Below are 22,896 nucleotides of genomic sequence, written 5' to 3' on the forward strand. Positions count from 1 at the left end.
CGGTTTTGCAGTGAGTAAGGAGGAGCGGTTTGGCGTGCTGCGCACCGATCAACGAACGCGGTAAAGAATGCGGATTCCCCCATTGATGACGGTTCCATCAGAGGTTCCGAAAGTTCGGAAATCGATGTCCACCAGCTTCCCATTAAAGTTGAGGGTTCGCATTTCCGAATAGTTGATGGAGTTGCCAGGGCTCGGCGTATTCCCATTTGCCGCTTGATAGAAGCCTTGCGTTGAGCCATTGAAAGTGAAGCTCACGTTTGCCCAAGCCCGAACGGGTCCGTAGCTCTGCGGCCAATCACTCGACACACTCGCGAGAGTGGTCCAGTCCGAGCTTTGAGCAAGAACCAAGCCTTCCTGGATGGTTCGAGTCGTGTTCGTGTTTGAGATGAAGAGTTTTCCGCTGTCAACCGTGAGGCCTTCCGCTTTGCACGCACTCTCATCTTTTGAAAACACCTCTCCCGTCTCGATCCAGGCCCAATCGGTGTAGGAGGGAGTAGGCAGAGTGGTCTGGCCCGCAGGGCAGACATAGGAGACGTTCCGTGTGCCTCTGAGCCGCGTCTGATACCTCATCGAACCGGTCATGCCGGACGGGCAGGAGCCGCTTCTGGTGACGGTCTGGTAGCTCTCTTCTTGACTGCTACCTGGGCAGCTTTGACAGCTGCTCCTATCGGTCTCCCAAGAGGTCCATATCGGTTGCCCCCACGCCTCTGGACACGTTTTTTGACGCGTAGCTGTCGCATTGCCGAAGCTTCCAGCAAGGCAGACCGCAGGCTGAGACTCAGACGAAGCGCTGCAAAGCGCCGGGGGTGTGGAAGGAAGGGTGGGAAGAGGAATCACTACGGGGAGTGCCGGCACAACCGGAGATGGGCTCGGAGCGACGGGCAGGGCGCAAGAGCCAATCAGGTTCCAGCACTGGGGAAAGGTTGTGGCTTCCCAGGCCTGATTGCTGATCCCTGCGCAGGACGGCAGAGCTGGCTTGGGGCCGCACTGCGGGATGTATGGGTGAACCGGGGTGGCTTCCTGTCCACCGACCGCCGCATCAGGAACAGTGATCCCAGTGTTCTGAGGCGGGTTCTTCCCCGTCTGATCGCTCTGCAGAAGGTTCAACGGTGATGCGATGAACTGGCCCACGTTCTCGTTGTGATAGACAAAGCTGACAACGCGAGCGCTCGCGCATGCTTTCGTCAACGCGGCAACGTCCAATCGATCGTTGTTGTTCTTGACGATGCTTGTTTCATCGATCAGGACATCGTAAGCATTGCTCGCGTTGGCCGAGACGAAATCAGAGCAGCTCGCCGCGCTGACATTCGTGTAATCGAGGGTGAACGCGTCTCCGAAATGCTTGATGCCAAACGGCTGTGCATCAACCACGCCGCCCCACGCGTTTCGGATTTTGCCGCCCTCAAAGTGCTCTGGCTTGATGAAGCGCTCTTCAATCAAGCGCTCACTGCTGACGCCTTCATAGCTTCCAACCACTCCAAACGCCTGCTGGATTTCCGATGACAGGTTGTTGAGTCGCTCGCTTTCGGCGCGGGTCTGTGCACGCGCTTTCACGGGTTGGTAGAGCACGAATGCGACAGCGCCAATCACACTGACGATGCCAGTTGCAATGAGCAGCTCTGTCAGTGAATACCCTTTTCGTCTTTTCATTCGCGCGCCCCTTTTCTGTCTTGTCTTTCATTATTGAAAGCGATTGAGACAAGAGCGCAAGGCGAATGTTTTGACTAAACAGAAAAATTGAGAAATATCTCTCTTTTTTCAAGCTAGACAGTTTTTCGTCGTCTGTTTAACTGAATTTATGAGTAGTCGCACTACCCATAAATTCAAAATGAAAACAGGAGACGATTTATGAAGTTGGAACATTTATACAGAAACGAAGCCGCATTCTCGCTCGAAGACAACGCTTTTGCGTTCCTCAAACAATCGCAGAAGTCGAAGCGCGATGAGCGGAGAGCCTTGAAGCGGCGCTATGACCGAAAAGCGCCTAGGGAAAACCCGTTGGATGCACTGGTGCAGGGGGGGGGAATGAACTACTCATATCTTCTACTGCCTGCTGTGCAGACCAAGAAATTAGACGTGGTGAAAGCAGCGGTTGGAACCGCAGTATTGCATCGCCCCCAGCACGACTTCATCAATGATGCCGATTCGCGTGGCATCACCGCCCTCGCGCTTGCCAGTATCTTATGGAACCAGGAGCCGGATGCAAACGCACGCGAAGAACTGGACGCGATTTCGGCGTTCCTGCTGGACTTCAAGGCAAACCCCTTCCAAGAAATCGGCATAACTGTCGTTAAGCGGTATCACGCGTGGACCGGGCGAAAAGAATTCGAGAGACGACCAGGAAAAACCATCGCTGAGATCTGCGGCGGCAGAATTCCACCCGCATTAAAGGTCTACATCAAATCCGATGCGGAGCGCATTCCGGTGCCTGGGAAACGCGTTGAAGAACGAAAGGAGGCCGCTTGATGTTCACCATCATCCTTATCCTCGCTGTTGCCTTCGCTTTGATCATCGGTCCGATTCAACCGAAAAGAGGTGACTCATGACCGTCCGCCTATGCCTTTTATCAGCCAAAGGTGGGGTAGGGCGCACTACCCTTAGTCTTGCTCTTTCAAGCTACTTCGCAGAAATCGAGAAGAAGCGAGTCCTGTTGATCGACCAGGACCCTCAGGGCAGCGCTTTGGCTTGGTCAGCGCTAGCCGATGAGACGCCATTCACCGTCGCTCGCTCGCGCAGAAAAGGCTTCGATGTGGAAGTCATCGACACGCCCCCACGCCTTAACGACAACGAGGTGCTGCCGGAGGCTGATCTCTACATCGTCCCCACCGCCCTCGATGCTGTTTCTTACGTTGTGTTCTTGCGCACGATTGACCTCTTAAAGCGGAAAAAGAAGCGCTTCATCGTCGTTGCAAACCGAGTGAACCGAGCGAGAGCAGAACATAGAGAACGGTTGGCAAGCAGCGAACTGGCGGAAGCCGTTGTCATTCCTGACCGAGCCGGATTCTCGCGCGCGTATGCGGAAGGAACAACGATCTATCAAATCAAAGGGAGGGGGGTTCGACACGTTCAGTTCGACACGCTCTCTATCATCCAAAAAATCAAATCGGAGGTGAACTTATGAAAAAAATGAAAGACCTGTCTGCTGCACTCAACGTCGTGCATCAGAACAGACACCAAGCAGTGGTGCATGAGAGTCTCGATGGAGTGTTGCCAGGAGATAAGCTGGCGGCAGGGGACGAGCCAGGGCGGAAGACCTATTTCCAGTTCGGAGAAGCCGCTCTATCCCGGAGGAATGCGCAAACAGGCCGGAGGGTCCATCTGCTCCTTGGAACACCAGGAGATCTGGTCTCAAAGCCCTCTCTTCACGACTACCGGACGGATGAAGGGAAACGAGCGAACCGGATGATGATGACCGTGCCGCCAAAGCTCCGGGAACAGCTCCGAAAGCTGACCGGCGCTGAGTTTGACTATGAGGTGCCCATTGCAACTTCAATCATTGGTCTTGCGTCTTATGCCGCTCAACGGCTTATAGATGAACGTAAGTGTCTGACTGTAAAAGCTTGGGAAGACGACAGGAAGAGCCAAAGGCAGCTGTATAGAAGGGTGGTGAAGAAGCGAAACGGACGGAATTAAAAAAAAGATCGAATTCTCTTGGGAAAGGGCTTGCTAAAAATTGCAGGCCCTTTTAGGATCGATTCCAGACCATCAGCCGCTTGGAATTGGAGCAATAGAAATGGCAGAAAAGAAGACCAATCTCGACAATCTCGCAGCTCAGAAGCAGAAGTTGCTGGAAGAACTGCGCAAGATCGAGGAGCAGGAAAACAAAGAGCGTCAGGCGGAAGCCGAAAGCGCCCACAGCAACATCGTGAGTCTGCTGGAAGATTTCGCTGAGTTCTTCGATTCGCGCCAGCGCGCTGAGATCGCGCGTTACGTGGTATCCGGTGCTACTCGGGGTCGTAAATCCGTCAGCAATCAGGGCAGCAAGACTCCTGTGGCTGCAAAGTTCAAGCTGCCCAACGGCGAAACGTGGAGCGGTCGTGGCCGCACTCCTACCGCCTTTGTGGAATGGGAGAAGTCTGACGCGGCGAAGAAGTGGCGCGAAGCGAACCCGGAGCAGAAGTGGCCTGCTGCCTGATTATCAAAACTGCTTGATCACGAGCCCGCCTAACTTGGTGGGCCTTTTTTTGGAAGATGATTTGTGCCAATCGTTTTTGAAAAGGACGTTGATAAGGCTCGACTCGCGAACTGTATCGAGTTCGCGGAAGCGGTTCATTCAAAGATCATGGATAGGCGGGCCTCGATATATGGAAGAATGCCCACGAGCTGCGTGGCTGAGATGCGAGCACTGATACCCTTGCACTGTCTCAGCGTCTGCTTTGATCATCTTCAATCAAGCATAGACGCAGTGAAGAGAAGTAACGCCAATACGCCAGGTGCACTTCTTCGCTGCACGCTCGAAGCTTATTGTCGCGGTGTCTGGCTCTTCTACGTTAAAGATGAGCAACTTTTGCAGAACTTTGAAGACTCGAAGGATACCAAAGATCCGGAGCGGTTAATTAGGGAGCTACGTCGGGCTGGCGCGCCTAGTGAGCTTTGCGATGGTATTAGTGCTGGTTATATGAACTCGAAAGGAGCTTTGAACAGCTTGGTCCACAACGGGTTTGAGAGCATCCACTGGCAGGCGGACTATATTGGCGCTGACGTTCGAACCGTCTCTGACATACTTTGCTTCCTGATTCATATGTGTCTCGAAGCGCTGGCAGGCATGGTTTTTGCGGCTAAGTTGGATTCGAGGGATGAGGAGTTGGCCGCAGAGATCATCGACTGGAAGAACGCGGTATCCAAGGTCAGTCGATTGATGACGATTGAAAAATGGGAGGTTCGCTGTCCAGAATCCCTCCGTAGCTGACCGTATAGACCTTTTTAAGCCCACCGGACGGTGGGCTTTTTTTTGTGCTTCAAAAGAAGCGCTAAAAGCAAGAGCTTGGTCCGCTGATCCTGGTTGCGCCTGCGGCGCGACTCCGCCCTTAAACGTGGGTAGTCTACCTATCCATAACGGAACTTTTTCACGGATCTTCGTTTTAGTCGAAAAGCGTGTCTTGCGTCTTTTTCTTCGTGTTTTAAGGTCTAAGTATGAGATGACTTTTTATCTCTGCCCTTAAAAACCGGAGAACATTATGAACACCACTACTTTCGCACTCAACGTCGCCGACAACTTTTGGCCTCACTTTGCCGACGCTCTGATGTTTGCTTTCATAGCGATTTCAGCAGTCTCGCTCTTCGTCATTCTCTACAAAGACGGCTCTCATAAGAAGCTCGCACAAGGCTTCCTGAAAGCCCGCGAAGTCTCTTCAATGATTCGCCCAGGGCAACGTTACGAGGGCGCTGACCACAGCGTGCACTACATCGCTACCGACCGCCGTAGACCGTTCCTGGTCGTCACTAAGCACGCCGAGTTCCTCTGCGACTTCGACCGTTTAGCACGCTTCTATGCGGGCGAGAGGTTCTTCTTATGAAGCCGGTCAAGGAGAGCGCAGATGTATGGTCAGACGCGTCGGTTCAGGAGTTCACTGAGATCCTGGGTTCAGTGAGAGTGCACCCAGCCCTCAGTAAAGAGCTGAGGGAGTGGGCGATTGGCAGAGGGGTGAGGCTCACGACGCTGCTGCGACACCTCCTGATTCGCTTCCTCGATCTCGACTCCGAAGAAGCGTTGGTGGAGCTGGAAGACGTAGAGATCCGTGAATTGACGTGCGCGGTAACGCTTCCGCCCATCTATTTAACCGCCGACGCCAAGGGCGCTTTCGATCAGAAGGCAGACGAACTAGGAGTGGAAAGGCTAACGCTGTGGCGCAACATCCTTGAAGCGGGAGCTAAGCGGAGAAGGCCCGCTGACGATTATTTAGGGTAGGTGCGGTGAACCAGGCTTCTTCCAATACTGTGGTTCGGCCCTCCGCCTATCAAATGTCCTATTGTGTCTTGTCGCCTTGAATTACCTCAGTTGTCATAGACACTGAAAGGTGAGGTGCCCCTCCCAAGGACGGAGGCGACTGAGTATCGTGCATCGGGAAGAGGCTCGATATGTCCCGGTAGACAGCATCGATCAACTTGTAGAGTGCATCGAATCCTAGCGTAAGGTCCCGAAGCCTCATACCGTCGCCATCGTCTGCTAGCATCACCACAAAAGGTCCATTACCAGTTTGACCGGCGGAGATTTGAGAGTGCATATGTTCCTGCTGCCTGCGAAAAGCATTTAGGGACTGCCGCTCGTTATGTAATGCCTGGTCGAATGCGGATGTCATTTCCCCTTTTTTCGACAAAGCTTGTATGCACGCTACTGCCTTTTCAAGCGACGTGATGCAGTCTTCCATTGCAAATGCGAAGTCGAAGATAGGAAAAGATTGGCCTTTTGCCGTCTCGGCAAAAGAGAGTCGTCCCTCACTTATCTGCGCTAGTATTAACGACCGCGCCTCGTTGTAATGTCGTGCCGTCTTGACAAGGCAATGCACCAGCCACGAACGCCATTTCCTTTTTTCGGCTGACACCTCTGGTTCTGGAATAAATGCGGTTATCAGTAGGGCATGCGAGCGAAGCCCTTCGATGTTTAGATGAAGCGGCGGCATGCCGCAATGCGTCGGTATCGTCATTTGGGGTCTCCAATATTGTGAAATATTCCCAGTTCTGCGTTTTAGTCTAGTTCGGTTGCGCTAGCGCTATTGTCAAAACTCTGCGCCGGTTTAAATTGATTGGAAGGAAGTCAAATTATCGCTTCCTCCCTCAATATTACAGAAAAACACGGAGCAGAACTCATGAGCGCGATTGCACAACAAGAATCTTCAAGGCATTACATCAGTGAGCGAAAAGTCATCAGTGATTTGCACATCCTCTTCAATGCATCAGTCGCAGGAGGTGCAAGAGTGTCAGACAAAGCAGTGATATACAGCTCAGAAGCCTTCGCACACTTCTTCGACTACCGCGCATTCGAAGACATGTATCAAGCGGTTTATAGCCAAGAATTGGATGGTGTTCAGATCTTCAAAGGCTTGCAGATGGGCAAATACCGCTTCTTCTACGTCTCCCAAGACAGCAATTCTGTCTACTGCTTCTACTCAGCTCATGACAAATTCTTCCAAGAACTGATGCGCGAAGAGCGAGCAATGAACAACCATTGCTTCCTAGAAAAGTGTGTAGCATGAGACCGCTCTTCGAAGAGATGCCGATTCACCGGCTGAGTTGCTCCCTCCCGAGCGTTCGTCTGCACGCAAGCCTAGACGCCGATCTAAGAGCGCTGGCGCAGCTTCAACAAAAGCCGCTCGTGCAAGTCATGCGCAATATTCTCTATCACTACTTGCAGATCGAGGAGGAGCAGATGCGATTGGAAATCGAAGATGCTCCCATTCGACGTTCTGCGAAGAGCGAACAGGTGATGAGTCAAAAGGTGAGCGTGACAGAAGAAGTCAAAGACGCTTTTGTTGAACGTGCCCAGGCTCTCTATCTGCCGCAGACCACTATGCTACGGATGATCTTTGAAGCGGGGGTAGAGCGCTGGAAACGCAGGCTATGAAAACCATGCAAAGCGCCAAAAGAAAGAGAGCACCTTGCGGTGCTCTCTTAGATATCATCACTGAGCAACAGCGACGTTCGGTTCGGGATCTTCAAAGACCGCACTCGGTATGATGGTTTTGCCTTCGACCAGATCGCTGCCCATCTCGATAAAGCCCTCAATGGTTGCGTCGCTATACTTCCTCAGGTCCGGAAACATTGCGCGCATCTGGCTGGGGGTCACTCCCGCGTCAGCACCATTCTTCAACGTGCTGAATCCAGACAAGAGACGAGCAGTCCCGTTGGGTGAAGAAAGGACAGATTTTGCTGCATTCAAGTAGGTCTTGACGTATTCCTTATCAGACATAAATCCCCCGTTATAGGTCAATGGTGTGGTTGGTTGAGTCTGCCGGACGGCTCGGTCAATGTTGGGGCGGAACGCACAAATTCAAGGGGCGGTGTTGAACAGTTTACTTACCGACTCCTCAGTCGATCTCTTAGCAACGCGAGTTCGACATCAGCTCTCCCAAGTGTCGTCAACTGGTCTGTGTCTCTCAGCATCAGCATCTCTTGTCGTTGCCTCCTGCTGATGCCCCGGTTAGGCGTCTTCTTCTTAGCGCGTTTCAACTGGCTTATGTCGTTATTTGTGGGTAGTCCAACTACCCAACAATTCAGGCTCGCAAGCACGCTCATTGCTCTTTCGAGTTGTTGCAGCGGCACACGCACTCTGACTTCACCAGCCCGTTCCTCAACGACCCCTGCGAACTGGCTCCGCAGAACTGCCAGCGCGGCTCCGCGCCCGTATTGCTCTCTATCGAAGACCAAGGTTCCGTCTTCGACTCTCACCTTCACTCGTGGGCTCTTCCAACGCTCTTCCAATGCTTTTCTGACCGCTTTCCGGTTCACTGAGTAAGGCACGGGTAGCTCGTGGTTCTCCGCCTGCTCAGCCGCTTCCAGCCGCTTCATCAGCAGGCCTGGAACGTTCTTTGAAAGCACTCGATGGAAGGACGTAGCAAGCCACCCCACCAGGTCTGACTGGCTCTTGCTCCCTAAGCACTCATTGCACGCGAGAACAATGCCCGCGTCCTTTGACCCACCAATCTGCAAAGGGATGAGCAGAGAGCTTTTCGCTCTAGCAGGAAGCGGCTCATCGCAATACGCGCATAAGCCTTTCTGTTGCTCTCTCAAACTTCTTCTGATCCATGTTTTAGCCATCGTGCTTCTCCAATTAAAAATTAATAATTAATTGGTAGCACGTAAGCCGATTCTGACAAGAGCAAAAGCCAGAAAAAGCGGCTAAAAGCAAAAGGCTGGCAGCTATCGCTCTGTTGCGCCCATGGCGCGGCTTCGCACTTTCACGAGCTTATTAAAATTTTTCAGCCAAGTCCCTATTCTCCACTCAACCTGATATTAGCTACATCTCACTGGGGGCTTTTTTATTGGGTGAAAGGGAGGGGGTGGAAAATTTAATAAGCAGCTGTCCAGTCAAATTTGTGAACTTTGCCCGGTTATCGATTTTAGTCTTTCTTTCGTAGCGCTGTGAACTTGTCAACTTTGCTTTCCAGATCATGAATGGAGACTACAAAAGCGTCTGGTATTGAAGCTTTCTCGCCCCGGCTAATATATAATAAAGCCTCACCCAAACGAAAGGAGATAAGATGAGCGTGGTCTACATCAAAGAGTGTTTCGAAGATTTTTGCAATTGGTTCACCAAGACCCCGGAAGAAAGGCAGGCGATTAGGATCATGAGGGCGGTGAAGAAGGCTCAGCAAGAGCAAGGTCATGTTAAACCTCCCCGCCGGGGTAGGAAGATGTAAAAGGTAGAGTGAAATGAAGAGCGTGAAATAAGGCCTCCCGGACCGGGAGGCCTTTTCTTTGGGCGTCAGCCTGGGTTTGTCGCACTTTTGACTGGCCCATCTGTCAGACTTTTCTGACATGTGACTGGCTTCACACAGCGCTTACAATGAGAGCGGTCATCAGTGGAACAGGGGAAGTTCGTGCGATCCATTGTTATTCTAGCCCTTGGGCTGGCACTAGGGTTGGCTGGGTGTCAGAGCCAGGAAGCGTCTCCGGCCTCCGGCCCAGATGCAGCAGCTCCTGCCGAGCAAGCTCCGGCCCATCAGCCCTGGGTGTGGCGTCCCTGGCCGTTCAACCCCACCAGCTCTCACGTCGAACTTGACCCGGCCTCTGGCAAGGTCCAGCTGACCTCTCCACGCATGTTTGCGGAGTGGTTTGACAAGAAGCTTCCCGAGTTGCGGAAGGGCGAGTTCGAGACGACTGCCGACTACAAGAAGCGGGTCCAGGACGTGGACACAGCCTTAGCGCCTATGGCGAGCGGTGATGTCTACCTATTCCCGCCAAGTTCCCCCTATGCAACGTATGACGCCGACAAGGAGGTCTTCCGTGCTGGCACGATGCGGTGCTACGACTGGGACGATACCGGTAATCAGGTGTGTCAGTTGGCACAGTTGCCTGCTGCACCAGGAGAGGTGAGGGGCATGCAGTTCCACGCAGTAGTGTCCACAAAATCGGTTCGCCGCTGGGTCCGAGATGGAGGCTTGGAAATCAGCTTCGCCTGTCCCGTGCCTGCTGCTGAGGCTCCGGCCCTGAAAAATCGGGTGCAATTCGCTTATGGGTTCCGCTTCACTTCTGGCGAACCGTTGATGCCCAATGCACCGAGCACCTTGGATGACCGCACCTACTTTTACAATTACGGTTTGAAGGCTGAACTTGTTCTGGCGCTGTGCTACGACACGAGGGACGGAAGGGTAATTAGCAGGACGATGTTCTGAAAGGAGGGGGATTGAAGAGTGAGCGTTCTAGCAATTTTGATTGCGTAATGGAGAAGGGCAGATGGAAGGGCTTTCACTATCAGTCGGTGCGGATATATTAACCGTTGTTGGTTTTCTCGTGACTCTAAGGGTTTGGCACGTTACTGGTTCCCTATCAAAAAAATTTCTAAGACGTGCTCGCCTGCCTCAGATAAGGAAAGAGCTTGAAACGAGGAGTAGCGATCTGCTCATCGCAATGACTCGTAAAGAAGCGATGGAGATCGGAGGCATCATGGCTAAGGTAGGTGCATCGCTTGAAAGTGTAGGTGATAAGCTTCCCAGTCGGAAAACAAAAACAATTCGCAGTCTGCAAAAAAGGGTGAAGCTTGTAGTTGAGAGAAGTGAGTTTGACGAGCTTTTAACTAAAAGCATTTATGTTGAATTGCTGGGCGTAATTCAGCATCTCAAAGGTTTGGAGGAAGACAACGTGATAGGAGTGGAAGAATGAACCTGCACGATATGGCAATTCGGTTGATTGAGAAGGTCACCTGGGAAACAGTCCAGGGAAAACTCAAATGGCGGTTTAGCAGTGCCCCAAGTCAACTCACAGATGGTAAGGATGACAAGATTGAGGTCTATCTTCAAACCAAGTTCAAGGGGCAGCCGCTAGCGCTGTTCGAACGGCGGTATAAATACTATGCGGATATTGATGAGTGGTCATGGACGTTCCGAAGAGTTTTCGCAATCCTGGATGGTGCTGGCCGAGTGATCTATGAATCAAGCGATTCTAGTTTAGAAATAAATAATCTTTACGACTTGGCGTTCAATAACGCTGGTGATGTTGAGAACGTTATGAACATGCTCCTGTCCGATGACTAAGGAGGTGTGATGGTGTTCTGTAAGCACGTTGTTCTGACTCTCCTTTTCAGTGCTTCCTTTTCCGCATGGGCCGACTCGTTCGAACCGCTGTCCTGCGGAGCAGTGGCAGCGGGTGCCAGGGAGAGTGATGAAGAGAACATCAAGAGATTTGCGACTGAGGTTCCGAAGACTGCTGCCAAGTTCCTCGCTGACAACATTCGGAAAGAGTTGAAGACGCAAGGTGCAGATGATTTCAATGCACTGAGCGTATCTCTTGATTACTACGCTGAGACAGCTCTACCTATCGCACAGGAAGTCACTTCTCAATTCGCTTTGATTGCCCGCCAAGAAGGTTCCTATGTCAACGGCATCAAGCGGTATTGCAAAGACAAGACCAGCTCCATCGGTAATTTCTTTCATCTGGCATTCGATGCAGCTTTGGACGAGACGTTAAAGGAAGCTGCAAAGTCAGTGAATTAAAAAGGGCAACGTTCTCTCGTTTCGTAATTGAAAAAAAGCCTCCTTTGCCGGGGCTTTTTTTTGCCCGGATTTGTTATTAAACTTTTTCAATCCCCCACCACTCGGAAAGATGCAATGCAGCGACTCAGAGAACATGCGATTCTGCTTCGCAAACAGCGGGAAGAGCAGAACCAGGTCCAGCATGTCGTCCAAGTGACCCACCAGCTCACTCGCCGAGAGTCAGGGCCTTCGTTCACCCGCTAACCAGTGACGTCGCCCACGGAAGGGCGGTGCTTGCCGCCATCATCAAGCCTAGACCGACCCCTAAGCCCTTTCACGGAAAGCGGGCAGGGGTAATAGGGTTCATCCCTGTCTTCCATTCCAACTTCCTGGCTTTCCAGCGCTTCCACAAGCCCGCTCTTCCATAAGGATTGATGAGGATGCCTGGGGGAAGGCCGTAGACCCGCCAGCCCATTTGCGCTGCCTTACAGCGCCAGAGTTCTTCCATCCGTTCGGCTTCATGCTGTGTCATTTCATAAGAAGCCAGCTCCACCGGGCGGAAGTGTCGGTTCCATTTCCCTGCGGCTGACCGATGTTGAGCCCAACGCTTCTTCAAATCGACCGACTGCCCGATATAAACGGATCTCTCGCTGTCAAAGAAGAGCGCGTAAACGTAGCGGGTTCTCTTGTGATATTTCTGGCTGCGGCCCCATTTCTTCTGCATTCGTGTTCTCCTTAAAAAATTTTAATAAGCATCTTTTAAGGAGTAACGCAAAATGCTAATTGCGCAAGGGGTCGTCTAACTGAATTAGACCAACATTTGACATGCTTTCCTATTGATACGTCCGTGGCTTCTTTAGTCTCCGAATAGATGTGGTGGAAATGTGCGCGATTCGGAGCTACAGTCGGTTTGCGCGAGCGTGCTCAGTCTCAGTCTCGGTCTCGGTCTTGGTCTTGGTCCTCAGGTCTGCAGCCGCGCGTAGCTAGACGCATGGAAGTCGTAGTCGGCCAAATTCAAAAACAAGGAGTGCGTAAGTGATCGTCGGTATTAATCATCTCAAGAGCTTCGGAATCTTCAAGGATTTTGACGGGACTTCGATCAAAAAGTTCGGACGCTATAATCTTGTTTACGGTTGGAACGGAACCGGGAAGTCTACGCTCTCAAGTCTGTTTGCCTCTGTAGAGGCACGGGCTGTGGTGCCGAGATTTGCTGGCGGGCAGTTTTCGCTAGCTCTTGAGGATGGTTCCTCGATCACGGATAAAAATGTTTCCGGGACATTGCTCAATATTCATGTCTTCAATCAGGGTTTCATTCAGAAGAACATCGATTGGGATAAGTCAGTAAACAGCATCCTTCTCATTGCCAAGGAGAAGATAGATGAGGTTAAGAAGCTGGAAGAGTTGAACGGCAAGCTTGGCAAGAAAAATAAGCTTTATCTTGACAAGGGTGTTGAGGCTGCAAAGGTCCGAGATTCCCTTGAGAAATTCATGACTAATGCCGCGAGAAAGATGAAACTCGGCCTTCAGTCTATCGATACCGCCGACAGCTATTACCTGAATTATGATCGTCGCAAACTGGCGAACTTCATTAAGGATAATGAGGCTGGCGTGGTTGATCCCGGTTCGATTCTTGATGATAAGGCGGTCATCAAGTTAACTAATTCCGCAAGGCCGGATCAGATGCCTGCGATAGCTTTTTCCAGTAATCCAGTTGATCCGGAGTATTACAGCAAGGCTGTAATTCGGATCAGGGACTTGATTGCGACAACGGCAGTCAATCAGGCTATTCAGCGGCTCTCTGATAATCCTGACATTCGTGAGTGGGTGCAGACGGGCCTGGATCTTCACGAGAAGCATAATTCTAAAGCGTGTGAGTTCTGCGCTTCTCCATTCACGCCTGAGCGCGCTTCATCCCTCGCTGCGCACTTCAGCAAGGAGTTCACGGATTTCCAGGCCAGACTTCAGAGCGCTGCGACATGGATAGAGTCACAAGGTGCTCCGACACATAGTCTTCCTGCGTCGGCGGACTTCTACAAAGAGTTTTCTACTGATTTTGAAGGACTAAAGGTCGAATACGACGCCGCTGTCAATAAGATTGACACGCAAGTGGCCGCGTGGAAGGCGGCGCTTCTGGCGAAAATAGAAGATCCCATGCGCACAAATATTGCAGTTACTGACATGACGGCTGCGGATCTTCTGAAGTTCAATTCTGTTTTGGCTTCTCTTACCTCGCTCGTGGCCCTCCACAACAAAAAGACTGCGAACTTTAAAGCGGAGACAACCAAGAGCAAGAAGGCTCTGGAGCTCCATTACGCAGCGGCGGAGATTCAAGAGTTCGACTATTCTGCAAATGAACTCAAAAGTCAGCAATTGGAGTCAGAGGCTAAGGCGGCGGGCGCTGAGGTTGCAGCGCTTCAGCAGGAAATAGACGCCATTGAGGCGTCACTGTCGAATGAGACTGTCGGCGCGGATGAATTCAACGATACGCTGCACAAGTTCATCGGGAGGTCTGAGCTTTGCCTAAAGTTCAACAAGGATAAAAAGGGATACGAGATCATCAGGAATGGAGTGGGCGAACATGACGGAAACTTGAGCGAGGGTGAGAAGACCGCAATTGCCTTTGTTTATTTCATCACAAAGCTCCGGGAAAACGGCAATAAGATCTCTGATGCCGTGGTGGTGGTCGATGATCCTGTGTCAAGCTTTGATTCAAATCACCTCTTCCATGCATACTCTTTCTTGCGAACGCAGTGCCAGGACGCTCGGCAGCTGTTTGTCCTGACTCACAACTTCACTTATTTTAAGTTGGTAAGGGATTGGTTCGCAGGAAAAAACAAGGGGAAGGATAAGCCGGATGTCAGTTTCTTTTATCAGCTCGATGCCTCACCTGGTTCCCCACGAAGCTCCAAGCTGGTTGATGCCGACGACTCATTGAAAAACTACGGATCGGAGTATCACTACATTTTTAAAAAGCTGTTTGAATACAGGTCCCATGCAAGCCTCAACAGAGACGAGGCGTTTTTGACGGCCAATCTTTCCAGGAAGCTCGTGGAGTCATTCTTTACCTTCAAGTTCCCAAAGCGGCGCGGCAACATCAGTCAGTTGATGGATGATGGACTGAAGGGGTGCGCTGTCACTACGCCAGAAGTGAAGGAAAAGATATACCGATTCATCAATAAGTATTCACACAGTGATGTGATCGAAATTACTGATGAGTCTGCTGAAAATCTTGCGGGCGAAAGTCACAGTGTGATCGGCGACATCTTCAGGTGGATGGAAGAAGTGGATAAGAAGCACTATGAAGAGATGGTTGTGGTGGTCTCAGCGCAATAGTGACCGGGTCTAATTGCGCGTAACTGGCCATCTCTCACCGTTGGCATTTGGTGGTCGTATAAAAAAAGCCCCGCCTAAGAGGCGGGGCTAAGGGCACCAGGACGAAAGCAGGGCGGTTAGAAGAATGCGGACCAGCCGTGGACTAGGAGCATCTGCGGAATGCCCAGCAGGAAGATGTAGAAGGCGGCGAACAACGCCAGCGACCAAATCCCCAGCGTCTTCCATTGTCGCTTCCGCACATGATCAGGCAGCGGGTTGAGACGCTGGCGCGGATTGGTGTAGAAGAAATAGGTAAAGAGCATCGTGATGAACACGAAGGGCCCGACAAAGGGAATAAGCAGCGTCAAAAAGACGACGCCGAGTTGATGCGGACGTGCAATAAATGCTGGTTTCACAGAACACCTCCCTGTTTTTACTGAGATGTTCTGATCCTTGATCGACTTCTAGGGTCTGTCAAGATGCCTTTTGCGATTGGAAACGATTACTGCTCTTTTTAGCTCAGCGTCGAACATTCCTGGTTCATAAGCTGGGAGCAGAGCGGGCGGTCCGTAGGCATCCACAGCTTCTTGACGAGCTTTCAGGGTGTTGGGCTGGACGTAGTGCGAAAGCCCGTTCGGGATGCTGCGCTCGTGACCGGTCACTTCCTGGACAACAGCAGCGGGGAATCCGTGCTCGTTATGCAGGGCGGTGATGAGAGTGTGGCGGAAGCAGTGGAACGACTTCAACCGACCGGTGATGCCTAACTTTTTGACATACGCTCGGAACTGGTCACTCAGGGCATCGCCATAGCCCGAGTTCTTATCTAGGGGCAGATTTGGGAAAAGCCGGTCATTACCTGTGCGCCGCACGTCTTCCACGAACGCCAAGAATCCGGCATCCAACACTTGCTGGGGCAGTGGAACGAACCGTGACGATGAGGCGTTCTTCAAGCGTTGATCAGGCTTTGACGCTCGGATATGGATACCCACCACCCCATGGGTCTCCTCCACGTCCTGGATGTAGAGCTGTCCGATTTCGTTTACTCGTGCCCCCGTCGCAAAGCCCAGGATGGTTCCCCAAAAACGATGCGGCCACTTGGATGCCCAAGCCTGAAATGCCGGTCCAAAAATAAGTTCGATCTCGGAGGCGTCAAACGGAGTGCGACTAATCTTTTCGGATTCAGCTTTTCGGGGGGGCATCATGCCCAAGTGGGGCGCGCGGTCAATGACTCCCTCCCGTACCATTTGATTGAAGAACGTGGCCAGGCGGTCTCGATGTTTTTCCTTCGTCCGGGACTCCAAAAGGGTGTAGTCCCCGAGCCGAGCTTTGGCGATTACTTCTGCAGGCGACAGCCCAACAAACTCCTTTTTCTTAGAAGCGTTGGCAGGCCAAGACTCCATCAGATCAAAAAAACTGCGGAAGTGCGCCGACTGGATTTGACCGATGGGGAGGTCGCCCACTAGCTCGATAAAGAGCCCCAGCGTGAACTGGGTGTCCAAGATGTTCTTGGGTGCCCGGCCAACCCGCTTCATATCCTCCACGTAGATCTCCAATCGCTCAGAGATCGGCGGAGAGACTGGAGGGGGCGGAGCAGTCGGGGTAGGGCGACTCGGGGCTCTCCCGTGAGCAGCCGCCATCAAGGGGTCATCAGCGAACTCTTCATCGTCATCGCTGTCGATGTCACGCACGAAGTCCGCAAAGAGCTTGGCGTCTTTCCTGTTAGCAATGTCGATGCCCTTCAACTGCACCCCATTGCGCAGCGTCACGGCCTGGATGCCGAAGTCCAGAATAGGGGGCTTCTTCTTCATATCGTCTTCTTGAAGGCGCAATCGCTCGAACTGCTGGGAGAGTGCCATACCCAGCTGAGCAGCAGCCAGCCTGGCTCTGTCCCCGGTCAGGCCTTTTAGGCTCCTCACGAGGAAGCGGGACCCCACCACGGCCCGGAGGTCTTGAGGGATCAGGAAGCGCACGTAGAGGCCAGTGGGCCGCTGCAAGAAGAAAGGTTTAGGCAAAAAAATACCTCAAACGATACCTTTGGGAAGGTCGATTGAGGTACTTTTTGTTCCGCTAAAATCTGTCAAATCAATCGGTTACAGCATGATTGGACAGTTGATTGGTGGAGGTGGGCGGAATTGAACCGCCGTCCGAAGGCACTCCATCCCCAGCACTACATGCTTAGCTCACCGTTGGATCTCGTCCCCGAACAGCACGGTGCGCAAAGCGCATCCGGGAACCAGCCTGTTGTGTTCTAGTGCCGGGCTGACAGGCAGCCGCCCAGCGCGATTCCATGATAGTGACTCTACACCGCGAGCATGGACACAAGCGGTTTCGAGGCTTAGGCCTTAAGCGGCCAGAGCGTAGTTGTCGTCGTTGGCAACTAGAGTTTTGCAGCTGGATTTACGAGGAAAGCTACCCCCTCGGCATGCGCCAGGCGACTTCACAACCCCCGTCGAAACCAATGCACCCCCGGTCTCTACAGTGCTGCAATGTACAGGGCCAATGCCGTGTTGCCACGAGCGGGGCCTGCCCAACGCTGCCAATGCTACGCCAAAACAGCTGAACAGTCACCGTGGCAATCCACAACAAGTTGTAGAGCCTCCGTCATAGCGGATTGGTAACGTCATGGGCACGAATTTGCGACACACTGGCGACGACCATCCAAGCCAGGACAGACAGGGAGACTGTGGGTGACAGAGGCAAGCCAACAACGCAGCCTGCGACAGCTGGTTGGACCCGTCGGGGCCGACTACCAGCGGCGCGCGTTGCCGCCCGGCTGGGTCTGGGCGGTGCTGGCGGTGCTGCTGGCGGCCACCTGGCCGACCGAGCTGCCGGCGACGGCGGCAGCCGCGCTGGTCTCCAGTGCGGTGGTGGTGCACTGGCCGCAGCGTGGGCGCTTGCATTGGCTGGGCTGGCGGCTGCCGGCGCTGGCGGTGCTCGCCGCGCTGCTGTGGGGCCCGGATGTACTGTCACAGTGGTTCGAACATGGCCTGGCCCTGACCTTGATGTCGCTGGCCAGCCTCAGCATTGGCGTGCATGTGTGGCAGTCGCGGCAAGTTGCGCGACAGTTGCAGGCTTCCGCCGATGCGCTGGACGACGCCCAGTTGCTGGCCCTGCTGCCCGTCGACGCCGCGCGGCTGGCGCAGCAGTGGCGCGCCGGTGATGATCGCCACGCTCCGGAACTTTCGGTGGTGATGCACCTGGCGGTGACGCATGCGGCGCTGGCGCCGAGGATGCGCAGGCAGGGCGTTCTGGCCAGCTGAGCCGCATCGTGTTGTAGAGCCGAGCCTATGCTCGACTGCTTCACGGCAGTCGAGCACAGCTCGGCTCTACAGAAAGCCAAAGCAGCCGAGCGTGGCTCGGCTCTACAGAAAGCCAAAGCAGCCGAGCATGGCTCGGCTCTACAGGGTGCTGCGCAGCCGCCTTACGCGTCGCGGTTGCCGCGACGCATCACGCGTTGTTTCTCGATCGCCCAGTCGCGGTCCTTGGCGGCATCGCGCTTGTCGTGGTTCTGCTTGCCCTTGGCCAGTGCGATCTCAAGCTTGATCTTGTTCTTGCTCCAGTACATCGCGGTAGGCACGATCGTGTAGCCGTCGCGCTCGACCTTGCCGATCAGCTTGTCGATCTCGTTCCGGTGCAGCAGCAGCTTGCGCTCGCGGCGGTCATTGGCCACCACGTGGGTGGAGGCCTGAATCAACGGGGTGATCTGTGCGCCGATCAGGTAGATCTCGCCGCGCTTCACATAGGCGTAGGCGTCGATGATGTTGCCGCGGCCTGCGCGGATCGACTTGACCTCCCAGCCCTGCAGGGCGAGGCCGGCCTCGAAGCGCTCTTCGATGTGGTATTCGTGGCGGGCACGCTTGTTCAACGCGATGGTTTTGTTGGCCGTCGCGCTCTTTGCTTTATCCTTGCCGCTGTTCTTGCTCATTTCCGTATTGTCTCCGATTCGGGCCCGCCCGGTCGATTGCCGAAACGTCCTGTATTCATGCCTACTATCCGCCGCAGCGCCCTGGTCGAACATTCGGCCGCGCGCATGTTCGACCTGGTCAATGATGTCCAGGCCTATCCGCGCCGTTTCCGCTGGTGCTCGGCTGCCCAGATCATGGAGCAGGGCGAGGACCGCCTGGTGGCGCGCCTGGACCTGGGCCTGGGTTCGTTCAGCACCTGGTTCCAGACCGAAAACACGCTGCGGCGACCGCACAGCATCGATATGCAGCTGCGCGATGGCCCGTTCAAGCGGCTGCACGGCCGCTGGGAATTCCATGCGCTGGCCGAGGACGCCTGCAAGGTCACCCTCACCCTGGAGTTCGAGCCCAGCTCGCGCCTGCTCGGTCCGGCGCTGGCGATCGGCTTCCAGGGCCTGGCCGATCGGATGGTCAACGATTTCGTCCGCGTCGCCGACGAGGACTGAGCGGTGATCGAGGTCGAAGTGGTACTGGCTTGGCCGCAGCAGGTGCTGTCGCGCCGACTGAAACTGGAGGAGGGTGCCGCCGTGGCCGATGCCATTGCCGCCGCCGCGCTGGAAGGCAGTGCCGATTGTCCGGCCGCTGCCGTGCACGGCGTCCTGGCGCGTCCGCAGCAGGTGCTGCTGGATGGCGACCGCGTCGAGCTGTTGCGCCCGCTGCTGGCCGATCCCAAGGACAACCGCCGGCGTCGCGCGCTCGGCGGTTGATCCCGGCAACCCGTCCCTGCGGACGGGGCTGGGCGCTTAACGGCCCTTCTTCTTCTTGTCCTTGGGCAGGTTGCGGCCGAACTGGCGCACGGTCTGCTGGGCCAGGGCCTTGTCGTTGCCCGGGAAGTAATCGCCCTCCCAGCGGGTCACGGTGTCATTCTCGAAGAACACCACGAAGTTCTTCACTTCGGTACGGCCCAGGCGGTTCACGCGCTGGCTGGACGTGTAGTCCCAGCGCTGAGCGTGGAACGGGTCGGGAATGGACGGGGTGCCCAGCAGCGCGGTGACCTGCTGCTTGCTCTGCCCGACCTGCAGCTTGGCCACGGCATCTTCCCGGATCAGGTTGCCCTGATAGATGGGTTGCTTGTAGATGATGCCGCACCCGGTGGTGGACAGGGCGACGGCGGCGACCAACAGGAGATTGCGCATCGGGACTGGCGGTTGGGGAAATCAAACCGATGATACACTCCCGGCGTGCCACCGCGACCCAATCCGAGGCAGCTGGCGCTAAATCGCCAATGAACGGAGACCTATGGAAACCCACGACCTGCGTAAAGTCGGCCTGAAGGTGACCCATCCGCGGATGCGGATCCTGGCGCTGCTCGAGCAGCGCAATGCCCAGCACCACCAGCATCACATGACCGCCGAGGACATCTACCGCCAGCTGCTCGAGCATGGCGACGAGATCGGCCTGGCGACCGTCTACCGGGTGCTGACCCAGTTCGAGGCTGCCGGCCTCGTGCTCAAGCACAATTTCGAGGGCGGCCAGGCCGTTTACGAACTGGACCGTGGTGGCCACCACGACCACATGGTCGACGTGGACAGCGGCAAGATCATCGAGTTCGAGAGCCATGAGATCGAGGAGCTGCAGCGCAAGATCGCGGCCGACCATGGCTACGAGCTGGAAGAGCACTCGCTGGTGCTGTACGTGCGCAAGAAGCGGAAGTAGGCCGTTCAGGCCCGCTGGATGCGACGAAACCCCGGGCCTGCCCGGGGTTTTTCGTTGCTTACGGTAGATTCCCGCCACGCCTGGATGATCCCATCAGGAGGTCCAGGTCCACCGCCTCGGCCATCGCCCGGTTCCCTGCATCACCCGGATGCAGGTGATCGCCGGAGTCGTAGGCGGCGGCCATCCGTAACGGCTCGGCCGGGTCGCGCAGCGCCGCGTCCAGGTCGATCACCGCGTCGAACGGGCTGTCCGTACGCAGCCAGGCATTGAGTTGCCGCCGCAGGGCGTCCTTGTCCGGGTGGTAGTAGTCGTCCAGCGGCGTGCCGGGCAGGGCACCAGCGAACGGTGGCAGGGTGGCGCCGATTATCCGCACACCACGCCTGCGGGCCTGTTCTGCCAGGGTGCGATAGCCCGCCTGCAGTTCGGCCAGCGTTGGCCTGGCCTGGCCCCGGGCGAACGCCGTGCCGGGCCAGCTGATGTCGTTGATGCCGATCAGCACGATGACGCTCGCCACGCCGGGTTGATCCAGTGCATCGCGCTGGAAACGGGCCAGGGCGGACTCACCCATGCCGTCGCTCAGCAGCCGATTGCCGGAAATGCCCGCATTGACCACCGCCACCCTGCGCGGGGCGAGGCGCGCGGCCAGATGGTCGGTCCAGCGCTGGTCCTGGTCGAGGCTGGCCGTGGCGCCATCGGTGATCGAGTCGCCGATCACCACCACGCTGCGCGCGCTGGCGTTGGCCTCGACCTCGATACCGGCCAGGAGCAGGCGCGCGGTGGTGCTGCTGGCAGCGCGCAGCGCCTTGGCCCGGCTCTGGTCGCCAGCGGCGATCCAGCTGGTCTGGCGACCGTCCCAATGGAACGTCTGGACCGCCGCCGGCCCCGGCACGAAGACACTGACCTGCAGCGCCTGCCGGTCATCCGTGGCAAGCGCCAGCGGATCGCTCAGCCGTTCCTGGCCGGGACCGATCACCACGCTGGGCTGGCCGTCGAAGCTGAGCGGGTGAGGCGCGCCGCCCATGCGTGCGGAGATGCTGGCCGCTCCGATCCGCAACGGCTGGGTACCGTAGGCATTGCTCAGCCGCACCCGCAGCCGCGCCCCGCCCAGGCTGATGCGCGCGGTCTGGCGGAAAGTCTTGTCATGCAGCGCGGCCGGAACCAGGGTTGGGAAGAGGAAATCCGCGCCCCAGACCGGTTGCGGGCTGGCCTGCCAGCTGGCGACCCAGTGCGGGGCCGTGGCCGCGCTGGCAGCGCCGGACAGGGCAATCAATGCGGCGGCGGTGAACTGGCTCAAGCGGTTCATCGGGCAATCCCGGGAAGGAGGAATCGCCATGGTGATTCTCCGGCCATCTGTGAACTAGACTGCGCATGGATAATCATCTGTGAACTGGATTCATCGTCATGGCGCGACCCGACATCAACCGATCCGGCGAGCTGGAAGTGTTCGTGCGGGTCATCGAGACCGGCGGCTTCTCCGCCGCCGCGCGCACGCTCGACATGACGCCGTCTGCGGTGAGCAAGCTCGTGGCACGATTGGAGCAGCGGCTGGGCACGCGACTGCTGCAGCGATCCACCCGCCAGCTGCAGCTGACCCCGGAAGGCTGCGCGTTCTACGAGCGGGGCCTGCGGGTGCTGGCCGATCTGGAAGAAGCAGAGCGCTGCGCCAGTGCCCATGCCGAACCGCGTGGACGCCTGCGGGTCAACTCCAACGTGCCGTTCGGCCAGCATTTCCTGTTGCCGCTGCTGCCGGCGTTCCTGGCGCGCAACCCGCAGGTGGGGGTGGACCTGACCCTCAATGATGAAGTGATCGACCTTCTGGAGCAGCGCACCGACGTTGCGGTAAGGGCCGGTCCGCTGAAGAGCTCCAGCCTGGTGGCGCGACGGCTGGGCGCGACGCGGATGATGATCGTGGCCGCGCCGGCGTACCTGCAGCGGCACGGGATGCCGCGCAACGCCGACGAACTGCAGTCGCACAACCGGCTGGACATCGGCCACGCGCGTGCGATGCAGGGCTGGCCGCTGCTGCAGGAGGGGCGAGAGCGGATGGTGCTGCCCAGCGGCAACGCCCGTGCCAGCAACGGCGATGCACTGCGCCAGCTGGTGCTGGGTGGTCTGGGCATGGCCCGCCTGGCCGCGTTCCAGGTGCAGGACGACGTCGCCGCCGGGCGCCTGCTGCCGGTGCTGGAAGAGGCCAATCCGGGTGACCTGGAAGAAGTACACGCAGTGTTCCTGGGGCAGGGCGGTTACCTGCCGCTGCGGGTACGCGCGTTCCTCGATTTCCTGGTGGAACAGGTCGATCTGACGCAGCCACGGGGGTAGGGCCGGCCGCTGGCCGGCAA

31 protein-coding genes and 1 other RNA gene are annotated in these 22,896 nt (G+C 55.7%); 19 read left to right on the top strand and 13 right to left on the bottom strand.

What is annotated here, in order from left to right; genetic code table 11:
- Window positions 1-48: 48 nt before the first annotated feature.
- A complete protein-coding gene (locus AC5P6A_RS07015) occupies window positions 49-1,650 on the bottom strand; it encodes a type 4 pilus major pilin (protein ID WP_495222266.1) in 1,602 nt (533 codons plus the stop codon).
- Window positions 1,651-1,848: 198 nt separating this feature from the next.
- Here AC5P6A_RS07015 and AC5P6A_RS07020 point away from each other — a divergent pair, with 198 nt between their 5' ends.
- From AC5P6A_RS07020 to AC5P6A_RS07050, 7 genes are all read left to right on the top strand, one after another.
- Window positions 1,849-2,466, top strand: coding sequence for a hypothetical protein (locus AC5P6A_RS07020; RefSeq protein ID WP_329841737.1), 618 nt, complete (start codon window positions 1,849-1,851; stop codon window positions 2,464-2,466).
- Window positions 2,467-2,542: 76 nt separating this feature from the next.
- Window positions 2,543-3,121, top strand: coding sequence for a nucleotide-binding protein (locus AC5P6A_RS07025; protein WP_329841739.1), 579 nt, complete (start codon window positions 2,543-2,545; stop codon window positions 3,119-3,121).
- A gap of 5 nt (window positions 3,122-3,126) precedes the next feature.
- Window positions 3,127-3,633 carry a hypothetical protein gene (locus tag AC5P6A_RS07030; RefSeq protein WP_346714721.1) on the top strand — a complete coding sequence of 169 codons (507 nt, stop codon included), beginning with the start codon at window positions 3,127-3,129 and terminating at the stop codon, window positions 3,631-3,633.
- 100 nt (window positions 3,634-3,733) lie between these two features.
- On the top strand, window positions 3,734-4,135 hold the full coding sequence (locus AC5P6A_RS07035) for an H-NS histone family protein (RefSeq protein WP_329841741.1): 402 nt from the start codon (window positions 3,734-3,736) through the stop codon (window positions 4,133-4,135).
- 201 nt (window positions 4,136-4,336) lie between these two features.
- On the top strand, window positions 4,337-4,909 hold the full coding sequence (locus tag AC5P6A_RS07040) for a DUF6988 family protein (RefSeq protein WP_425507690.1): 573 nt from the start codon (window positions 4,337-4,339) through the stop codon (window positions 4,907-4,909).
- A 268-nt stretch (window positions 4,910-5,177) separates the two neighbouring features.
- The gene (locus AC5P6A_RS07045; RefSeq protein WP_329841745.1) at window positions 5,178-5,516 is read left to right on the top strand and encodes a hypothetical protein; all 339 of its coding nucleotides are present in this window, start codon (window positions 5,178-5,180) and stop codon (window positions 5,514-5,516) included.
- Entirely contained in the window at window positions 5,513-5,908 is a 396-nt protein-coding gene (locus AC5P6A_RS07050) for a hypothetical protein (protein ID WP_329841747.1), read from the top strand. Before AC5P6A_RS07045 ends, AC5P6A_RS07050 begins: the two co-directional genes overlap by 4 nt.
- Window positions 5,909-5,966: 58 nt before the next feature.
- On the opposite strand, the gene AC5P6A_RS07055 is transcribed toward AC5P6A_RS07050, so the two are convergent.
- Window positions 5,967-6,644 (bottom strand): hypothetical protein, encoded by a 678-nt coding sequence (locus AC5P6A_RS07055; RefSeq protein WP_329841749.1) that lies wholly within the window; start codon window positions 6,642-6,644, stop codon window positions 5,967-5,969.
- Between the two features lie 162 nt (window positions 6,645-6,806).
- Here AC5P6A_RS07055 and AC5P6A_RS07060 point away from each other — a divergent pair, with 162 nt between their 5' ends.
- Together AC5P6A_RS07060 and AC5P6A_RS07065 are read left to right on the top strand one after the other, a co-directional pair.
- Window positions 6,807-7,193 carry a hypothetical protein gene (locus tag AC5P6A_RS07060; RefSeq protein WP_329841750.1) on the top strand — a complete coding sequence of 129 codons (387 nt, stop codon included), beginning with the start codon at window positions 6,807-6,809 and terminating at the stop codon, window positions 7,191-7,193.
- Window positions 7,190-7,561 carry a hypothetical protein gene (locus AC5P6A_RS07065; RefSeq protein WP_329841751.1) on the top strand — a complete coding sequence of 124 codons (372 nt, stop codon included), beginning with the start codon at window positions 7,190-7,192 and terminating at the stop codon, window positions 7,559-7,561. Before AC5P6A_RS07060 ends, AC5P6A_RS07065 begins: the two co-directional genes overlap by 4 nt.
- 57 nt (window positions 7,562-7,618) lie before the next feature.
- Here AC5P6A_RS07065 and AC5P6A_RS07070 read toward each other — a convergent pair whose 3' ends face one another.
- The 3 genes from AC5P6A_RS07070 to AC5P6A_RS07080 form a co-directional block, all read right to left on the bottom strand.
- Window positions 7,619-7,906, bottom strand: coding sequence for a hypothetical protein (locus tag AC5P6A_RS07070; protein WP_329841752.1), 288 nt, complete (start codon window positions 7,904-7,906; stop codon window positions 7,619-7,621).
- Between the two features lie 107 nt (window positions 7,907-8,013).
- Entirely contained in the window at window positions 8,014-8,505 is a 492-nt protein-coding gene (locus AC5P6A_RS07075) for a hypothetical protein (RefSeq protein ID WP_329841753.1), read from the bottom strand.
- A 551-nt stretch (window positions 8,506-9,056) separates the two neighbouring features.
- Complete coding sequence (locus AC5P6A_RS07080) at window positions 9,057-9,323, bottom strand: hypothetical protein (RefSeq protein WP_329841754.1); 267 nt, start codon at window positions 9,321-9,323, stop codon at window positions 9,057-9,059.
- Between the two features lie 345 nt (window positions 9,324-9,668).
- On the opposite strand from AC5P6A_RS07080, the gene AC5P6A_RS07085 reads away from it, so the two are divergent.
- The 4 genes from AC5P6A_RS07085 to AC5P6A_RS07100 all read left to right on the top strand — a co-directional run bounded on the left by AC5P6A_RS07085 (window position 9,669) and on the right by AC5P6A_RS07100 (window position 11,648).
- Window positions 9,669-10,331 (top strand): hypothetical protein, encoded by a 663-nt coding sequence (locus AC5P6A_RS07085; RefSeq protein WP_329841755.1) that lies wholly within the window; start codon window positions 9,669-9,671, stop codon window positions 10,329-10,331.
- A 61-nt stretch (window positions 10,332-10,392) separates the two neighbouring features.
- Window positions 10,393-10,818, top strand: a complete 426-nt coding sequence (locus AC5P6A_RS07090) for a hypothetical protein (RefSeq protein ID WP_329841756.1) — start codon at window positions 10,393-10,395, stop codon at window positions 10,816-10,818.
- The gene (locus AC5P6A_RS07095; protein WP_329841757.1) at window positions 10,815-11,189 is read left to right on the top strand and encodes a hypothetical protein; all 375 of its coding nucleotides are present in this window, start codon (window positions 10,815-10,817) and stop codon (window positions 11,187-11,189) included. The genes AC5P6A_RS07090 and AC5P6A_RS07095 overlap by 4 nt, the downstream gene beginning before the upstream one ends.
- Window positions 11,190-11,198: 9 nt before the next feature.
- Window positions 11,199-11,648, top strand: coding sequence for a hypothetical protein (locus AC5P6A_RS07100; RefSeq protein ID WP_329841758.1), 450 nt, complete (start codon window positions 11,199-11,201; stop codon window positions 11,646-11,648).
- On the opposite strand, the gene AC5P6A_RS07105 is transcribed toward AC5P6A_RS07100, so the two are convergent.
- Both AC5P6A_RS07105 and AC5P6A_RS07110 read right to left on the bottom strand, forming a co-directional pair.
- Entirely contained in the window at window positions 11,637-11,840 is a 204-nt protein-coding gene (locus AC5P6A_RS07105; RefSeq protein WP_329841759.1) for a hypothetical protein, read from the bottom strand. The two genes, AC5P6A_RS07100 and AC5P6A_RS07105, sit on opposite strands and share 12 nt — an antisense overlap.
- A gap of 121 nt (window positions 11,841-11,961) precedes the next feature.
- The gene (locus tag AC5P6A_RS07110; protein ID WP_495222267.1) at window positions 11,962-12,351 is read right to left on the bottom strand and encodes a GIY-YIG nuclease family protein; all 390 of its coding nucleotides are present in this window, start codon (window positions 12,349-12,351) and stop codon (window positions 11,962-11,964) included.
- 311 nt (window positions 12,352-12,662) lie between these two features.
- Between AC5P6A_RS07110 and AC5P6A_RS07115 the strand changes: the two genes are divergently transcribed.
- The gene (locus AC5P6A_RS07115; protein WP_329841761.1) at window positions 12,663-14,960 is read left to right on the top strand and encodes an AAA family ATPase; all 2,298 of its coding nucleotides are present in this window, start codon (window positions 12,663-12,665) and stop codon (window positions 14,958-14,960) included.
- A 116-nt stretch (window positions 14,961-15,076) separates the two neighbouring features.
- Here the strand turns inward: AC5P6A_RS07115 and AC5P6A_RS07120 are convergent, their stop codons facing one another.
- The 3 genes from AC5P6A_RS07120 to ssrA all read right to left on the bottom strand — a co-directional run bounded on the left by AC5P6A_RS07120 (window position 15,077) and on the right by ssrA (window position 17,407).
- Window positions 15,077-15,355 (bottom strand): hypothetical protein, encoded by a 279-nt coding sequence (locus tag AC5P6A_RS07120; protein WP_329841762.1) that lies wholly within the window; start codon window positions 15,353-15,355, stop codon window positions 15,077-15,079.
- Between the two features lie 48 nt (window positions 15,356-15,403).
- The gene (locus AC5P6A_RS07125; RefSeq protein ID WP_329841764.1) at window positions 15,404-16,909 is read right to left on the bottom strand and encodes a site-specific integrase; all 1,506 of its coding nucleotides are present in this window, start codon (window positions 16,907-16,909) and stop codon (window positions 15,404-15,406) included.
- A 144-nt stretch (window positions 16,910-17,053) separates the two neighbouring features.
- Window positions 17,054-17,407: a transfer-messenger RNA gene (gene ssrA, locus AC5P6A_RS07130) on the bottom strand.
- A gap of 219 nt (window positions 17,408-17,626) precedes the next feature.
- Here ssrA and AC5P6A_RS07135 point away from each other — a divergent pair.
- A complete protein-coding gene (locus tag AC5P6A_RS07135) occupies window positions 17,627-18,199 on the top strand; it encodes a hypothetical protein (RefSeq protein WP_329841765.1) in 573 nt (190 codons plus the stop codon).
- A 161-nt stretch (window positions 18,200-18,360) separates the two neighbouring features.
- Here AC5P6A_RS07135 and smpB read toward each other — a convergent pair whose 3' ends face one another.
- Complete coding sequence (smpB, locus tag AC5P6A_RS07140; protein WP_111099305.1) at window positions 18,361-18,864, bottom strand: SsrA-binding protein SmpB; 504 nt, start codon at window positions 18,862-18,864, stop codon at window positions 18,361-18,363.
- Between the two features lie 57 nt (window positions 18,865-18,921).
- Between smpB and AC5P6A_RS07145 the strand changes: the two genes are divergently transcribed.
- Complete coding sequence (locus tag AC5P6A_RS07145) at window positions 18,922-19,347, top strand: type II toxin-antitoxin system RatA family toxin (protein ID WP_329841767.1); 426 nt, start codon at window positions 18,922-18,924, stop codon at window positions 19,345-19,347.
- Between the two features lie 3 nt (window positions 19,348-19,350).
- Window positions 19,351-19,608 carry an RnfH family protein gene (locus AC5P6A_RS07150; protein WP_329841768.1) on the top strand — a complete coding sequence of 86 codons (258 nt, stop codon included), beginning with the start codon at window positions 19,351-19,353 and terminating at the stop codon, window positions 19,606-19,608.
- A 36-nt stretch (window positions 19,609-19,644) separates the two neighbouring features.
- On the opposite strand, the gene AC5P6A_RS07155 is transcribed toward AC5P6A_RS07150, so the two are convergent.
- Window positions 19,645-20,037 (bottom strand): outer membrane protein assembly factor BamE, encoded by a 393-nt coding sequence (locus tag AC5P6A_RS07155; RefSeq protein ID WP_005409234.1) that lies wholly within the window; start codon window positions 20,035-20,037, stop codon window positions 19,645-19,647.
- 103 nt (window positions 20,038-20,140) lie between these two features.
- Between AC5P6A_RS07155 and fur the strand changes: the two genes are divergently transcribed.
- The gene (gene fur, locus AC5P6A_RS07160; RefSeq protein ID WP_014646807.1) at window positions 20,141-20,557 is read left to right on the top strand and encodes a ferric iron uptake transcriptional regulator; all 417 of its coding nucleotides are present in this window, start codon (window positions 20,141-20,143) and stop codon (window positions 20,555-20,557) included.
- Window positions 20,558-20,615: 58 nt separating this feature from the next.
- Here fur and AC5P6A_RS07165 read toward each other — a convergent pair whose 3' ends face one another.
- Complete coding sequence (locus AC5P6A_RS07165) at window positions 20,616-21,860, bottom strand: SGNH/GDSL hydrolase family protein (RefSeq protein WP_329841770.1); 1,245 nt, start codon at window positions 21,858-21,860, stop codon at window positions 20,616-20,618.
- A 98-nt stretch (window positions 21,861-21,958) separates the two neighbouring features.
- Between AC5P6A_RS07165 and AC5P6A_RS07170 the strand changes: the two genes are divergently transcribed.
- Window positions 21,959-22,876, top strand: coding sequence for a LysR family transcriptional regulator (locus tag AC5P6A_RS07170; protein WP_019661241.1), 918 nt, complete (start codon window positions 21,959-21,961; stop codon window positions 22,874-22,876).
- The last annotated feature ends 20 nt before the right edge of the window (window positions 22,877-22,896 follow it).

It is taken from the genome of Stenotrophomonas sp. YJH_SMC_20, from assembly GCF_059367845.1.

Excerpts from the sequence above, each read along its gene's own strand:
- AC5P6A_RS07015 (WP_495222266.1), bottom strand. The coding sequence starts at position 1,650 with ATGAAAAGACGAAAAGGGTATTCACTGACAGAGCTGCTCATTGCAACT.
- AC5P6A_RS07020 (WP_329841737.1), top strand. The coding sequence starts at position 1,849 with ATGAAGTTGGAACATTTATACAGAAACGAAGCCGCATTCTCGCTCGAA.
- AC5P6A_RS07025 (WP_329841739.1), top strand. The coding sequence starts at position 2,543 with ATGACCGTCCGCCTATGCCTTTTATCAGCCAAAGGTGGGGTAGGGCGC.
- AC5P6A_RS07030 (WP_346714721.1), top strand. The coding sequence starts at position 3,127 with ATGAAAGACCTGTCTGCTGCACTCAACGTCGTGCATCAGAACAGACAC.
- AC5P6A_RS07035 (WP_329841741.1), top strand. The coding sequence starts at position 3,734 with ATGGCAGAAAAGAAGACCAATCTCGACAATCTCGCAGCTCAGAAGCAG.
- AC5P6A_RS07040 (WP_425507690.1), top strand. The coding sequence starts at position 4,337 with ATGCGAGCACTGATACCCTTGCACTGTCTCAGCGTCTGCTTTGATCAT.
- AC5P6A_RS07045 (WP_329841745.1), top strand. The coding sequence starts at position 5,178 with ATGAACACCACTACTTTCGCACTCAACGTCGCCGACAACTTTTGGCCT.
- AC5P6A_RS07050 (WP_329841747.1), top strand. The coding sequence starts at position 5,513 with ATGAAGCCGGTCAAGGAGAGCGCAGATGTATGGTCAGACGCGTCGGTT.
- AC5P6A_RS07055 (WP_329841749.1), bottom strand. The coding sequence starts at position 6,644 with ATGACGATACCGACGCATTGCGGCATGCCGCCGCTTCATCTAAACATC.
- AC5P6A_RS07060 (WP_329841750.1), top strand. The coding sequence starts at position 6,807 with ATGAGCGCGATTGCACAACAAGAATCTTCAAGGCATTACATCAGTGAG.
- AC5P6A_RS07065 (WP_329841751.1), top strand. The coding sequence starts at position 7,190 with ATGAGACCGCTCTTCGAAGAGATGCCGATTCACCGGCTGAGTTGCTCC.
- AC5P6A_RS07070 (WP_329841752.1), bottom strand. The coding sequence starts at position 7,906 with ATGTCTGATAAGGAATACGTCAAGACCTACTTGAATGCAGCAAAATCT.
- AC5P6A_RS07075 (WP_329841753.1), bottom strand. The coding sequence starts at position 8,505 with ATGAAGCGGCTGGAAGCGGCTGAGCAGGCGGAGAACCACGAGCTACCC.
- AC5P6A_RS07080 (WP_329841754.1), bottom strand. The coding sequence starts at position 9,323 with ATGACCTTGCTCTTGCTGAGCCTTCTTCACCGCCCTCATGATCCTAAT.
- AC5P6A_RS07090 (WP_329841756.1), top strand. The coding sequence starts at position 10,393 with ATGGAAGGGCTTTCACTATCAGTCGGTGCGGATATATTAACCGTTGTT.
- AC5P6A_RS07095 (WP_329841757.1), top strand. The coding sequence starts at position 10,815 with ATGAACCTGCACGATATGGCAATTCGGTTGATTGAGAAGGTCACCTGG.
- AC5P6A_RS07100 (WP_329841758.1), top strand. The coding sequence starts at position 11,199 with ATGGTGTTCTGTAAGCACGTTGTTCTGACTCTCCTTTTCAGTGCTTCC.
- AC5P6A_RS07110 (WP_495222267.1), bottom strand. The coding sequence starts at position 12,351 with ATGCAGAAGAAATGGGGCCGCAGCCAGAAATATCACAAGAGAACCCGC.
- smpB (WP_111099305.1), bottom strand. The coding sequence starts at position 18,864 with ATGAGCAAGAACAGCGGCAAGGATAAAGCAAAGAGCGCGACGGCCAAC.
- AC5P6A_RS07145 (WP_329841767.1), top strand. The coding sequence starts at position 18,922 with ATGCCTACTATCCGCCGCAGCGCCCTGGTCGAACATTCGGCCGCGCGC.
- AC5P6A_RS07155 (WP_005409234.1), bottom strand. The coding sequence starts at position 20,037 with ATGCGCAATCTCCTGTTGGTCGCCGCCGTCGCCCTGTCCACCACCGGG.
- fur (WP_014646807.1), top strand. The coding sequence starts at position 20,141 with ATGGAAACCCACGACCTGCGTAAAGTCGGCCTGAAGGTGACCCATCCG.
- AC5P6A_RS07165 (WP_329841770.1), bottom strand. The coding sequence starts at position 21,860 with ATGAACCGCTTGAGCCAGTTCACCGCCGCCGCATTGATTGCCCTGTCC.
- AC5P6A_RS07170 (WP_019661241.1), top strand. The coding sequence starts at position 21,959 with ATGGCGCGACCCGACATCAACCGATCCGGCGAGCTGGAAGTGTTCGTG.